General features: G+C 62.2%; 14 protein-coding genes and 1 tRNA gene. 10 read left to right on the top strand and 5 right to left on the bottom strand.

Features of this window, described 5'->3' with window-relative positions; genetic code table 11:
• Window positions 1-105 precede the first annotated feature (105 nt).
• On the bottom strand, window positions 106-324 hold the full coding sequence (locus tag WBB85_RS17055) for a YdcH family protein (RefSeq protein WP_432639793.1): 219 nt from the start codon (window positions 322-324) through the stop codon (window positions 106-108).
• Window positions 325-508: 184 nt separating this feature from the next.
• On the opposite strand from WBB85_RS17055, the gene WBB85_RS17050 reads away from it, so the two are divergent.
• From WBB85_RS17050 to WBB85_RS17010, 9 genes are all read left to right on the top strand, one after another.
• Window positions 509-925 (top strand): Hsp20 family protein, encoded by a 417-nt coding sequence (locus WBB85_RS17050; protein ID WP_432639792.1) that lies wholly within the window; start codon window positions 509-511, stop codon window positions 923-925.
• 12 nt (window positions 926-937) lie between these two features.
• Complete coding sequence (locus WBB85_RS17045; protein WP_432639791.1) at window positions 938-1,165, top strand: DUF1150 family protein; 228 nt, start codon at window positions 938-940, stop codon at window positions 1,163-1,165.
• 115 nt (window positions 1,166-1,280) lie between these two features.
• Window positions 1,281-1,574, top strand: coding sequence for a ribbon-helix-helix domain-containing protein (locus WBB85_RS17040; RefSeq protein ID WP_432639790.1), 294 nt, complete (start codon window positions 1,281-1,283; stop codon window positions 1,572-1,574).
• An 87-nt stretch (window positions 1,575-1,661) separates the two neighbouring features.
• Window positions 1,662-2,057: a VOC family protein gene (locus WBB85_RS17035; protein ID WP_432639789.1), complete on the top strand. Its 396-nt coding sequence runs from the start codon at window positions 1,662-1,664 to the stop codon at window positions 2,055-2,057.
• Between the two features lie 31 nt (window positions 2,058-2,088).
• The gene (locus tag WBB85_RS17030; RefSeq protein ID WP_432639788.1) at window positions 2,089-2,610 is read left to right on the top strand and encodes a Twin-arginine translocation pathway signal; all 522 of its coding nucleotides are present in this window, start codon (window positions 2,089-2,091) and stop codon (window positions 2,608-2,610) included.
• A gap of 12 nt (window positions 2,611-2,622) precedes the next feature.
• Window positions 2,623-4,194 (top strand): GMC family oxidoreductase, encoded by a 1,572-nt coding sequence (locus tag WBB85_RS17025; RefSeq protein WP_432639787.1) that lies wholly within the window; start codon window positions 2,623-2,625, stop codon window positions 4,192-4,194.
• Window positions 4,195-4,269: 75 nt separating this feature from the next.
• Window positions 4,270-5,523, top strand: coding sequence for a PQQ-dependent sugar dehydrogenase (locus WBB85_RS17020; RefSeq protein ID WP_432639786.1), 1,254 nt, complete (start codon window positions 4,270-4,272; stop codon window positions 5,521-5,523).
• Window positions 5,520-6,086: a c-type cytochrome gene (locus WBB85_RS17015; protein WP_432639785.1), complete on the top strand. Its 567-nt coding sequence runs from the start codon at window positions 5,520-5,522 to the stop codon at window positions 6,084-6,086. The genes WBB85_RS17020 and WBB85_RS17015 overlap by 4 nt, the downstream gene beginning before the upstream one ends.
• A 63-nt stretch (window positions 6,087-6,149) precedes the next feature.
• Window positions 6,150-6,225, top strand: a tRNA-Trp gene (locus tag WBB85_RS17010).
• Window positions 6,226-6,809: 584 nt separating this feature from the next.
• Here the strand turns inward: WBB85_RS17010 and WBB85_RS17005 are convergent.
• The 4 genes from WBB85_RS17005 to WBB85_RS16990 all read right to left on the bottom strand — a co-directional run bounded on the left by WBB85_RS17005 (window position 6,810) and on the right by WBB85_RS16990 (window position 11,201).
• Entirely contained in the window at window positions 6,810-7,145 is a 336-nt protein-coding gene (locus WBB85_RS17005; RefSeq protein ID WP_432639784.1) for a DUF1491 family protein, read from the bottom strand.
• A 204-nt stretch (window positions 7,146-7,349) separates the two neighbouring features.
• The gene (locus WBB85_RS17000) at window positions 7,350-9,803 is read right to left on the bottom strand and encodes a caspase family protein (RefSeq protein ID WP_432639783.1); all 2,454 of its coding nucleotides are present in this window, start codon (window positions 9,801-9,803) and stop codon (window positions 7,350-7,352) included.
• 157 nt (window positions 9,804-9,960) lie between these two features.
• Window positions 9,961-10,146 carry a hypothetical protein gene (locus tag WBB85_RS16995; protein WP_432639782.1) on the bottom strand — a complete coding sequence of 62 codons (186 nt, stop codon included), beginning with the start codon at window positions 10,144-10,146 and terminating at the stop codon, window positions 9,961-9,963.
• A 134-nt stretch (window positions 10,147-10,280) separates the two neighbouring features.
• Window positions 10,281-11,201 (bottom strand): Gfo/Idh/MocA family protein, encoded by a 921-nt coding sequence (locus tag WBB85_RS16990; protein WP_432639781.1) that lies wholly within the window; start codon window positions 11,199-11,201, stop codon window positions 10,281-10,283.
• Window positions 11,202-11,398: 197 nt separating this feature from the next.
• On the opposite strand from WBB85_RS16990, the gene WBB85_RS16985 reads away from it, so the two are divergent.
• A partial coding sequence (locus tag WBB85_RS16985; protein ID WP_432639794.1) for an AAA family ATPase occupies window positions 11,399-11,950 on the top strand: 552 nt, incomplete at its 3' end.

The following is an 11,950-nucleotide window of genomic DNA, read 5'->3' as shown; positions in this document are numbered from 1 at the left end:
GGCTTGTGTTGCGCTTGTTACCGGGCGAAAGTGGGCTTTCCTGAATGTCCGCAACATCCCGATCCAGACCCTCTGGCCGGGACGTCCGGCAAAACCCGGACCGCTTCAGGCGATGATATCAGGGGTCAGAATATCCTCGATCCGCGCGATCTGGTCCTTCAGCACCAGCTTCTGCTTTTTCAGCCGCTTCAGCGTCAGCTGATCGCCGCGGCCCGAGGTCTCCATCACGTGGATTGCTTCATCCAGATCCCGGTGTTCCCGTCTGAGGACCTCAAGCTTGACGCGCAAGACCTCGGCATTGTCCATTTCCATCCGGGCGTTCATCTTTTCCCTGTTCTTATGAGTCGTGGGCCGATCGGCCGCCGAACGATACCAATTCCATGCCTTCGCGGGAAGCATTTCGCTGGGCTCGCCTTGCCGAGGCCATATTGAACGACCATATTGAGGGTGTCGGGCTGCCGCCCAAGGGGTTCGACGAGGTGTCGCTTGATCCGAGGACATGTCCGAGATGACGAAACTGACCTTTGCCGCCCACCCATTTCTTCTGGGTTTCGACCAGTTGGAACGGCTGGTGGAGCGGACCGCCAAATCCGGCAATGAGGGCTATCCGCCTTTCAATATTGAACAATCCTCTGAAAACGGCTTCCGTATCACGCTTGCCGTTGCAGGGTTCCGCGAGGATGACATCGCGATCACGGTCGAGGACAGGCAGTTGATGATCCGGGGCCGTCAGGCCGAGGATGAGGATGACGGCCGGGTCTTCCTGCATCGTGGCATCGCGGCGCGCGCCTTTCAGCGCAGCTTCGTGCTGGCCGATGGGGTCGAAGTGGCCGGGGCTGCACTGGAAAACGGGTTGCTGCATGTGGATCTGAACCGGGCCGTCCCGGAAAAGATCGTGCAGACGATCCGGATCAATAAAGGTTAAGGAGGCACGGGCATGCATACGAAATACGATTTCGGCTCAGAAAACGGCGACCGCATCGTCTATGTGCGCGAGGTTTTGGTGGCTGATCTGCCCGAGGATATCCGCGCGCAGGCGATGGGGCAGGACACGCTCTATGCGGTCTGCGGTGCCGATGGTGAGCGGCTGGCCCTGGTGAAGGATCGCCGCATGGCCTTCATTCTGGCAAGGCAGAACGACATGGCCCCGGTCAGCGTGCATTAATCCACCTGCCGTCGGATCAAACATCCGTTCCGGTATTGGCAATTCACCCGCACATTGACGATTCGGCCCTTTCGTCACAGGATAGTGGCTTGCACAGTCATGCAGGGGGCAGACGATGTGCCAGATCTTCGCCGGGCAAGAGCCCGAACGCTATCAATCTGAAACACGGCGCTTGCGGCTGAACGGCCAGAGCACCTCGATCCGGCTGGAGCGCGCCTTCTGGCGTATCCTCGACCGGATCGCCGAGCGTGAGGGGCTGACGACCCCGGCCTTCATATCGAAACTGCATTCCGAAGTGCTGCAACTCAATGGCGAGGCGCCGAATTTCACCTCGCTTCTACGCTGCGCCTGCACGATCCATCTGGGTGAACTGGAACAGGAAGACGCGGCGCGCTTCGCCGCTGAATAGCGGAAATCGCCCTTGTAGTATCGGGCTACTACCAATGGTCTGAATTGGTCATCTAACTTTACCAAATCTGAGAGATTTGGAGGGCAGATGGCCAAGACGATCCATTCGATGATCCGTGTCCTGGATGAAATGCGGTCGGTCGATTTCTATTCCCGCGCCTTCGGGCTCAACGTCGCCGACCGGCTCGACTTCGACAGTTTCACGCTGATCTACATGTCGAATGCCGAAAGCGGCTTCGAACTGGAACTGACGGTCAACAAGGGCCGGACCGAACCCTACGATCTTGGCGATGGTTATGGCCATCTGGCGGTGTCGGTCAGCGACCTTGACGCCGCACATGCCCGTCTGACCGGGGCCGGGCTCGCCCCCCGCAAACTTGTCGAGTTCAGGAACGGCGACACGCTTGTGGCGCGCTTTTTCTTCATTGCGGACCCCGATGGCTACCAGATCGAGGTTCTCGAACGCGGCGGCCGGTTCCAGTGACCGGTGCCAACCATTTGTCAGGGAGGAAGGAATGACAAAGATCGAAAGGACGGGACTGACCCGTCGCGCATTGCTGTCGCGCTCGGTCGCGGCAGGGGCGCTGTGCGTCACCGGGGCGGGCTTTATTGCGGCGCCGAACGCGGCCTGGGCGGTCGAGGTGACGGTGATCACCGAACACCAGATGGCGACGCTTTTGCAAATGGCGCGCGACATCTACCCGCACGACAAGGTCGGCGATCAGTTCTACGCCGTCGCCGTCAAGGGCTATGACGCCGAGGACAAGAAGGCACTGGTGGATGAGGGCATCGCAGCGCTCGATGCCGCAGCGCAAGGCGCGGGCCATGCCAACTATGTCTCCATGGGCTGGGAAGAGAACCGGGTGAAAATCCTGCAAGGGATGGAGGACAGCGGTTTCTTCCAGACCGTGCGCGGTGGCCTCGTGACCGGGCTTTATAACCAGAAGGATGTCTGGCCGATCTTCGGCTATCAGGGCGAGTCCTTCAGTCAGGGCGGTTACATCGACCGTGGCTTTGACGACATCGACTGGCTGTGAGGGGGCGGGATCATGACAGCACCATTTGATCTGAACGACGACGGCGTTGTCGTTGTCATCGGGACCGGCGCCGGCGGCGGGGTTCTTTCGAACGAACTGGCCCAGAAAGGCGTCAGCGTCGTGGCACTTGAGGCGGGCGGACGTTACCTGCCCGAGGATTACGTTAACGATGAATGGGAAAGCTTCGGCCAACTTGCCTGGCTTGACCCGCGTACGACGTCGGGCGACTGGCGGGTCGCCAAGGATTTTTCCGGCCTCCCTGCCTGGATCGTCAAGGCCGTCGGCGGCACCACGACCCATTGGGCGGGGGCATCCCTGCGCTTTCAGGATCATGAATGGAAGGCGCTGACGACTTACGGCGCGGTTGAGGGCGCAAATCTTCTCGACTGGCCGATCGACGGGGCGGAAATGGCACCCTGGTACGAAAAGGCCGAGACCAAGCTTGGCGTCACACGCACCGGCGACCGCGCGGGGCTGCCCGGCAACAACAACTACAAGGTCTTCGAGAAGGGCGCCAAGGCACTTGGCTACGAAGAGGTGCATACCGGTCGCATGGCGATCAACTCGGCCGATTATGACGGCAGGCTCGCCTGCCAGCAGACCGGCTTCTGCTTTCAGGGTTGCAAATGGGGGGCCAAGTGGTCGGCCGCCTATACCGACATCCCGGCAGGTGAGGCGACCGGCAATCTGGAGGTGCGTGAACACGCCCATGTCGCCCGCATCCTGCATGATGACAGCGGCAAGGTGACCGGCGTCGAGTATTTCGACAAGGACGGGAACCTTCAGACACAGAAGGCGCGCATCGTCTGCGTCGCGGGCAACAGCTTTGAAAGCCCGCGCCTGCTTCTGAACTCAGGCTCGAATATGTTCCCGAACGGGCTGGCGAACTCCTCTGATCAGGTCGGGCGCAACTATATGCGCCACATGACCGGTTCGGTCTATGCGGTGTTTGACAAGCCGGTCCGCATGTGGCGCGGCACGACGATGGCCGGGATCGTTCAGGATGAGGCGAAACACGACCCGACCCGAGGATTCGTTGGCGGCTATGAGCTGGAAACCCTGGCACTCGGCCTGCCGTTCATGGCGGCCTTCCTCAATCCCGGCGGCTGGGGGCGCAGCTTTACCACCGCGCTCGACGCCTATGAGAACATGGCGGGCATGTGGATCGTGGGTGAGGATATGCCGCAGGCGACGAACCGGGTCACGCTCAACATGGATGTGAAGGATCAGCACGGACTGCCGGTCGCGAATGTCAACTTTTCCGATCACCCGAACGACAAGGCGATGCGCGCCCATGCCTACAAGCAGGGTCAGGCGATCTATGAGGCTGTGGGCGCGACCCGCACCTTCCCGACGCCGCCCTATCCGTCGACCCACAACCTCGGCACCAACCGGATGTCCGAAAACCCCGAGGATGGCGTCTGCAACAAGTGGGGCCAGACCCATGACATCGCCAACCTCTTCATCTCCGACGGCAGCCAGTTCACGACGGGTGCCGCCGAGAACCCGACGCTGACGATCGTCGCCCTTGCCATTAGGCAGGCCGACCATATCGCCAGCGAAATGGCGGCGGGCAATATCTGAGGCCAAAGCCGCGACCAACCCGGTTCGGGCCGTGCCCCCTGCACGGTCCGGCCGGACCTTGTAAGGGAGGACGGAATGAAAGCACTGCTCACGTCGATTGCTACCATTGCACTGATCGCCGGAACCGTCTCTGCCCAGACGGCGGATGTTCCCGACAACCTTGAAAAACTGTCGAACTTCCAGAAGACCGGTGTCACCGATTTCACCTTCATCGACCAGACCGGCCCCTATGCAGACGGGATCAAGAAGACGCTCGAACAGATCACACTTCCGGCCGGGTTCAAGATCGAGCTTTATGCCGTCGTTCCGGATGCCCGTCACATGGCGGTCGGGCCGCAGGGCATTGTTACCTTTGTCGGCACCCGAAAGGACAAGGTGTGGTCAGTCACCGACCGCAACAAGGACCGGGTCGCCGATGAGGTGAAGGACTTCGCCCCCTCGCTGCAATTCGCCATCCCGAACGGGCCATGTTTCTCGACAGACGGGTTTCTTTACATTGCCGAACAGAACCGGGTGCTGCTGTTCCCGGCGGCAGAGTTTTTCTATGAAAGCCCCGATGTGGCGGCCTTCAACCTGATCGCTCAGGGCGATCTGATCCCGGTCGAGGAAGAAAGCTTCAACCACACCGCGCGGGTCTGCAAGATCGGGCCGGACGGCAAGATCTATATCTCGCTCGGTCAGCCCTTCAACGTTGCCCCGGCGGAAAAGCTTGATCTCTACAACAAGACCGGCATCGGCGGCATGATCCGGCTGAACACAGACGGGACGGGGCGCGAGGTCTTCACCTACGGCATCCGCAACTCGGTCGGCCATGAATTTCATCCGGTGACGGGTGACTTGTGGTTCACCGACAATCAGGTCGACGGCATGGGCGACGATATCCCGCCGGGCGAGATCAATCACCAGACCGCAGCCGGTCAGCATTTCGGTCATCCCTGGTTCGGCGGCGGCGATACCCGCACCAACGAATACAAGGATGAGGATGTGCCGGTCGATGTCGTGATGCCAGCGGTTGCGACCATCGCCCATGCCGCCGATCTGGGTATGTCCTTCTACACCGGCAACATGTTCCCGGCGAAGTACAAGAATGCCATCTTTTCGGCCCAGCACGGGTCGTGGAACCGCACGACCCCGGTCGGGGCGCGGGTGATGGTGACCTTCATCGCCGAGGACGGCACCGCAACAACCGAGCCCTTCGCTGAAGGCTGGATTGACGGCAACGGCGAATATCTCGGCCGTCCGGTCGATGTAGCGCAGTTGCGCGACGGCTCGATCCTCGTCTCAGACGACCTTGCCGGGGCGCTCTACCGGATCAGCTACGGCGAATGAGGCAGATCCTGTTCCTGACCCTCGGCGCGGTCATCTGCGCCGGGGGTGCGCATGCCGGTGGCGATCCTGCGGCGGGCAAGGCCCTGGCCGGTCAGTGCCACACCTGCCACGGCATCGACGGGGTCGCAAAAATCCCCATCGCGCCACATATCGGCGGCGAACCGGCGGGCTACATCGCGGCCCAGCTTACCGCCTTTCGCGACGGCACGCGCGTGCATGAGATGATGACCGTCGTCGCCCGGACGCTGACCGATGAGCAGATCGCCGATCTTGCGGCCTGGTACGGATCGCAGAAGGCGGTCGCGACGCTGACCGCCGATCCGGCGGGCGCGCCCGATGCGTGCGTTGCCTGTCACGGCATCGACGGGATTGCTGTGGCCGGGGATGTGCCGAACCTCGCGGGTGAGACCAATATCTACATCGACACCCAGTTGAAGGCTTTTCGCCTTGGCAAGCGAGTGCATGAGGTGATGACGCCCATCGCGGCTGAATTGACCGACGCCGAAATCCGCGCGGCAGCCGACTGGTATGCTGCGATCGGGTATTCCGTTGCCCCGGAATAAACGGTTGTGACGTTTTCATTCTTGCAAAGCAACCGGCCCACGCGTAAGAACCGGCTCGGCCTTAGGGGTATAGCTCAGTTGGTAGAGCATCGGTCTCCAAAACCGAGGGTCGTGGGTTCGAGTCCCCCTGCCCCTGCCAGGCCGTCCACCTGAAAGACACCAGATCATTCTGCCTTGTTCGCCAGGACGGTCGCCGCTGGCCCGGGGAGGGCGTCAGCTGAGGCTTTCGCTGCACTAGTTGGAGCGTCTGCAAGGCGGACGAATTCTGCCATTCGAAGGAACTGCCACCCGCCCGGAACCAAGCCGAAGGCGCCGGGCGAGCGCCTGCCCGTCCCGGCGGGCTGGCGCTTTTGAGGCCGCGCGCATCGCATGAGGGTGAAGGGGCTTTGCTGCCATAAAGCACCCTGAATGTCCGTCGTTGCGCCACCCCACGGGCAGGCACCCGCCCGGCTAGCGTAGCACTGGCAACGACCGCTCTGGGCTCGATCCCGGCCTGCGCTGCGATTTACCTGAACGACCGCTTGCGACACTGGCAAGCGAAGCTCGGTCGATGAATGGTCAACTTGCCGGGAAAATTCAGAAAAACCGGGCTCAGCGCCGGGAGTCTGTCCACCCGATTTCAACAAGAATTCTTCGCCCAAGAGGTAGTTCTGTATGGCACTTCCTGACCATATCGCCGTCGAGGATGTCCCGTGCGGTCTCAGCATATGCGGAGCGATCACTTCATTCGGCCAGCCCGTCCTCATCCAGCAATGTCCGCCCCTCGCGGCTTTCGATCTCGATCACCCAAAGATCGGGGTCGCTGCGCCTTTGCCGGGCGATTGAAGCGTCGACTTCCGCCTCCGGCCCCTCGGCCAGCACCACCCAGGCCCGCGCGCCTGTCATCAGGTCGAACGAGCGCTGAAACAGCTGCGCCTGCCCGTCGAGGGTTGCGAGCTTGACCAGCACCGCCCCCGCCGTCGCATCACCCCGCGCAAGAACATAGGCCGGGATATGCGCGGCCTGCAGCCGGGCCAGATAGGCGCGCACCCAGAAATCGGCGGTCAGGCGGGCGGACATGGTATCCCCCGGGCAGTCGGTGGGTCGGAGGGGCGGGGGTATCGCTTCAACACGACGGGGTTGGCCTTTGCTTTGGGCTTCGGGTGCGGCTGGCACCGGTCCGGTTGGACGCTACACGCAATTGCCCCCATATAGAATCAGAATGCAGACCAGTCCGGTCCACATTCCGTTACTATTCAATTTTCTCGGATAACCCGAAAGATACTAGTAAAGATCCACACGGAACGGGGACGAAGCCCAGACAAGCCCCGCTAGCTGAACGATTCTGGCGACGGGGTCGGTTTCGGCAGGCCCGGCGCCAGTCCGGGTCAGGATTTCGGCCAAGGCTGCATCGCTCGACGGACCAAACGCGCCGTCGGCCTCGATTTCGCCACCAAGCGCACGGATCAGCTTTTGTGTGCCACCGCCGATTGATTTCGCATCGAACGACGCCAGCAATTCGCGGGCGGGGCCCGCGGCCTTCTGGTTGGACAGGGCAGCGGCCTTCGCGGCCAGCATCGCGGCATCGAACATGTCGTAGCCCGGGGCGCCTTCGCTGGAGATCAGATAGGCGGCGTGACCACCCGCATTCGCGTCACCGCGCTCCAGCCCGGCGCTGAACCAGTCGACAGCGGATTTCAGATCGCGCCCGCCCGGCGCCTTTCCATCACGATACATGCGGCCAAGATTGTATGGCGCGTTCGGATGCCCACCCTCGGCCGCCTTGCGAAACATCTCATAGGCCGCGCCGTCATCGACCGGGGTGCCGCCGAGGCCGTTGAGGTAGACAAGGCCCATATTGTTGAAGCCGTAGATGTCATCCCGTCTGGCACTTTCGCGCAGATAACGCAGGCCGCGTTCGGCGTCATAAAACTCACCGTCTTCATCCAGATAGAAATAGCCAAGTTCGTTCATCGCGAATGTATGTCCGACCTCAAGCGCGCGCATCATCAGGTCGTAACCTTCGATTTCGATCGCGTCAGAGCCGCCGAAGCGCATGAACTGGCGCCCGAGCGAGTAGAAGGCATAGGGATCGCCCTTGTCGACGCCCTGGGCGAAAAGCTGAAGTACCTCTTCCGAGGCTTTCGGGTTCGACACGCCGCCGGTTTCCTTGGCCTCGTTCAAAAGCGCATTGCCAAGCGCCTGCCAGGCGCGGGTATGGCCCAGCTCCTTTGCGCGTGCGAATTCTGCCTTCGCCTCGTCGTAACTACGCAGCGAAATCAGCGCCCGGCCAAGCTGATAGTGGAACCGTCCGTTTTCAGGATCGGCCGCAACCGCGGCACGGCAGGAAGCAACGGCTTCTTCGGGGCGGATCTCATTGGCATAGCGGGTCAGGCCCATGCCGTCGGGGTCGAGATGGTCCCCGGCCTCGAAATCACAGGCGTCGGGTTTCAGGGCAAGCTGTACCCGCTGCACCTCGCCATTGACGGTCACGCCGATCATGTCGTCGATCACGCCATTGGTCAGCGAGACCGCCGAAATCTGCACCGAGTCGTTGACCAGAAGCAGCCGGTCGATATCGGCGCTGCCAAGCGTATCGCCCAGCACGTTGCGCTGAAACCCGTTTTCGTCGGGCAGGACCAGCCGCCCGGTCTTCGGCTGCTCGGTGATCGTCACGCGGTCGGCGGGCGTCAGGTCAAGCGCATTGCGCAGAACGAAACCGATCTGCACCTCGGGCACGAAATCCGCCTCAACCACCGCACGCGTCTCGGCCACACTCACGAGGCTGGGGGCCTCATCCTCGGGCAGGATCCGCGCAAGACCGCGATTGGCACCGGTGCCGGTGCTCGAGACAGCGATCGGGCGGCTGAGCGCAGTGCCGAGCCCAAAGCTCGCCGGTTCGATCAGGGTCGAACTGTCCCACGGCACCTGACGGCCATTGGTGCGGTCAAAGACCAGCTTGCGCACGCCTTCGAACACGTCCTTGACCAGCGCGTCGGGCGTATCGCTGACCTCTTCGATCAGGGCCGCCGTGAACGGGCTGTTCGCACCGTCGCCGTCGAAAGCCACCGATCCGGGTGCGGTCGAAAAGATCAGCATGGAATTCAGGGGGGCGGCTTGCGAGGAAAACCCAGTCCGGACCTCGCGCAGCTCATTGCCGATGCGTGTCAGCACGGTCTTGCCCGCGAACGGATTGTCGCGGCAACTGTCGAGGATCACGACCTGCAACCGCGCCCGCGCGCCGATGATCCCGACGAGCGAGCCGAGCGAAACCGCCTCAAACGGCACGTCATAGATCGTGTCGAGATCGGCATCGACGGGGACGAGGTAATTCTCTGACCCGATCTGAAAGCCGTGCCCGGCGAAGAAGACGACAACCTCGGTATCCTTGTCGACGTCGAAGAGGACCCGGCGCAAGGTGTCCTCGAATCCGCGTTTGGTGATGTCGAGATGGGCGTGGACGTCGTAGCCCTGTTCCTTGAAGAACTGGGCCATGACGCCTGCGTCGGCATGGGCATTGGGCAGGTCGGGGATTGCGGAATAGTCCGAATTGCCGATCACGACTGCGTAGCGCTTGGCCGCGCGGGTCGAAAGGTCGACCCCGCGCACCGGTTGCGCCCCGCCGGTTTCGCCCATAAGCCGGTCCAGCTCGCGGCTGCTCTGGGCCGCTGCCATGCCTGCGGTCAGGCAGGTGGTCAGCAGAAGGCCGGTGATCAGGCTTTTCCCGTTGCGGGTCATGGCCGTGCTTCTCCTCAGACGGTTTCGCGCGGCTTGGAGCGGTCCGGGGCGTTGGTCGGCGGAGGCAGTCATCCCGTCATCTCCTCTCGGCTTGGCGGCAAATCCGCCTGAATCGCACCAATCCTATCCGTGCGCTCACGCCCTTGGTCCGTGTCGTTTACGATGCGATATGGCTGCCGCCAGCATCCTTGATGCGCTTGATCAGTTTCAGTGTCTTGCCCGGGTCTACGCGGGACAACTCGTGAATGCCCGTCTCCGTGCCGAAGCCACTTTGCGCCGTCTCTGCCGCGCCGATGGCGGGCATGGCTGCAACCAGAACTGCCAGAAAAATCGCTTTTGTCATTTCTTCAACCCCTTCGTCTGTACGAGGGATCGACCGCCCCTCTGTCCAAACAGGATGAAGCAGCGCGCCACGCGGCGCTGTGACGGGCGACACAGGGTTAACAAATTATCCTGTTTCGGTTCGGGGCGGGCGGACTACCAATGAAACACGGCGGTCGACCGTCTTTCCCCGCGCAGGAACGCATCGGCGGTATGGAGCAGGGGGGAGAGGTCAAAGTCGACGGCCCGTGCCGCTGCCAGCCGCGCCATCTTTGCATAAAGGCGCGGATATTCGCCCACTTCGGTGGCGTTGCTTTGGGGCACGCCATCAATCGCCAACCGTGCCCCGCCATGGGTCAGCGCCAGAGTGCCCGCATCGGTTTCCGCGATGATGTCCCATCTCTGCGGGCCCGCCTCGCGCCAGTCGAACTCTGCCGTCACCTCCGCCCCGGCCGGGTGGTGAAAGGCGAGTGCGGCAGCAATCGGCGTCTGCCGGTTTTCGGGGATATCCAGCATGGCGGTGCTGACATGAAAGGCGTCCGGCAGAATCTCGGTCAGGATCGACAAGGCATTGATGCCAGGATCGAAGACGCCAAGCCCGCCCGGTTCCCAAACCCAGTCCTGCCCGGGATGCCAGCGGCGGACATCCTCTTTCCAGATGATCCTCAACCGGCGCAAAGGCTTGTCCCTCAGCCAGGACTGCGCTGCCGAAACCATCGCGGCTTCGCGCGAATGCCAGGTTGCAAAAAGCGCCACATCATGGGCCCGGGCCAGCCTCTCAAGCGCGTGGCATTCCGCCAAGGTTACGCTGGGCGGCTTTTCCAGCATGACATGACGACCCGCTTTCAGCGCAGCCTCGGCATAGGAAAACCGCGCGCCGGGCGGCACACAAAGCGATACCGCGCCGATCCCGGGGCAGTGCTGCAGCAGCTCGTCAAGATCGGTGAAGGCGGGAACCCCGTCGACCGTCCCCTCATGCGACAAGGTGGCGACAAGGTCCCAGTCCGCCGAGGCGGCAATGGCCGGAACATGTTGATCGCGGGCGATCTTGCCGACACCGATCAGTGCGATTTCCATCACGTTTTTCCCTTCGATGCGGTCCTTCCAACACCGGCAGGATCGGTGCTGATATCACGATGTGCAATGCGGTTCCTGCGATGGGTCCGACCGAAAGGTCCTATGGACTGGACAAGCCGCCCTGCCGTACCCAGAGTGCAGGAACGAAAGGAACGGCATTGACCAAGGCAATCACCCATATCGATGCGGTCGAGACGATGTTGGCCGGGCAGAACTATGTCTGCGGCCGCCCGCTCGCCACCGTCGCCTTCCTTGCCCTGAAACTCGGGCGCCCGCTGTTTCTGGAAGGTGAGGCCGGGGTGGGCAAGACCGAGATTGCCAAGGCCATCGCCGCCGGGCTGGGCCGCAAGCTGATCCGGCTGCAATGTTACGAGGGGCTCGACGCGGCCTCAGCCGTCTATGACTGGAATTTTGCGGCTCAGATGATCACGATCCGCACGGCCGAGGCAGGCGGCGGGACTGACCGCGATGCATTGCGGGCCGAGCTTTTCACCGAGGATTACCTGATCGAACGTCCTCTTCTGGCCGCGATGCGGCCCCAGCCGGGCGGCGCGCCGGTCCTTCTGATTGACGAACTAGACCGCACCGATGAACCGTTCGAGGCCTTCCTGTTGGAGGCCCTGTCCGATTTCCAGGTCACGATCCCAGAGCTTGGCACCATCCATGCACCGGAACCGCCCATTGTCATCATCACCTCGAACCGCACCCGCGAGGTGCATGACGCCCTGAAACGCCGCTGCCTCTATCAT

Source organism: Albidovulum sp. (assembly GCF_049646345.1).
Lineage (GTDB): Bacteria > Pseudomonadota > Alphaproteobacteria > Rhodobacterales > Rhodobacteraceae > Albidovulum.
The sequence above is the reverse complement of the archived record's forward strand: the minus strand, read 5'-3'. Positions and strand labels throughout refer to the sequence as shown.

Coding starts and splice junctions, on each gene's coding strand:
- WBB85_RS17035 (WP_432639789.1), top strand. CDS start 1,662: ATGGCCAAGACGATCCATTCGATGATCCGTGTCCTGGATGAAATGCGG.
- WBB85_RS17030 (WP_432639788.1), top strand. CDS start 2,089: ATGACAAAGATCGAAAGGACGGGACTGACCCGTCGCGCATTGCTGTCG.
- WBB85_RS16990 (WP_432639781.1), bottom strand. CDS start 11,201: ATGGAAATCGCACTGATCGGTGTCGGCAAGATCGCCCGCGATCAACAT.
- WBB85_RS17015 (WP_432639785.1), top strand. CDS start 5,520: ATGAGGCAGATCCTGTTCCTGACCCTCGGCGCGGTCATCTGCGCCGGG.
- WBB85_RS17045 (WP_432639791.1), top strand. CDS start 938: ATGCATACGAAATACGATTTCGGCTCAGAAAACGGCGACCGCATCGTC.
- WBB85_RS17025 (WP_432639787.1), top strand. CDS start 2,623: ATGACAGCACCATTTGATCTGAACGACGACGGCGTTGTCGTTGTCATC.
- WBB85_RS17020 (WP_432639786.1), top strand. CDS start 4,270: ATGAAAGCACTGCTCACGTCGATTGCTACCATTGCACTGATCGCCGGA.
- WBB85_RS17005 (WP_432639784.1), bottom strand. CDS start 7,145: ATGTCCGCCCGCCTGACCGCCGATTTCTGGGTGCGCGCCTATCTGGCC.
- WBB85_RS17040 (WP_432639790.1), top strand. CDS start 1,281: ATGTGCCAGATCTTCGCCGGGCAAGAGCCCGAACGCTATCAATCTGAA.
- WBB85_RS17000 (WP_432639783.1), bottom strand. CDS start 9,803: ATGACCCGCAACGGGAAAAGCCTGATCACCGGCCTTCTGCTGACCACC.
- WBB85_RS17050 (WP_432639792.1), top strand. CDS start 509: ATGACGAAACTGACCTTTGCCGCCCACCCATTTCTTCTGGGTTTCGAC.
- WBB85_RS16995 (WP_432639782.1), bottom strand. CDS start 10,146: ATGACAAAAGCGATTTTTCTGGCAGTTCTGGTTGCAGCCATGCCCGCC.
- WBB85_RS17055 (WP_432639793.1), bottom strand. CDS start 324: ATGAACGCCCGGATGGAAATGGACAATGCCGAGGTCTTGCGCGTCAAG.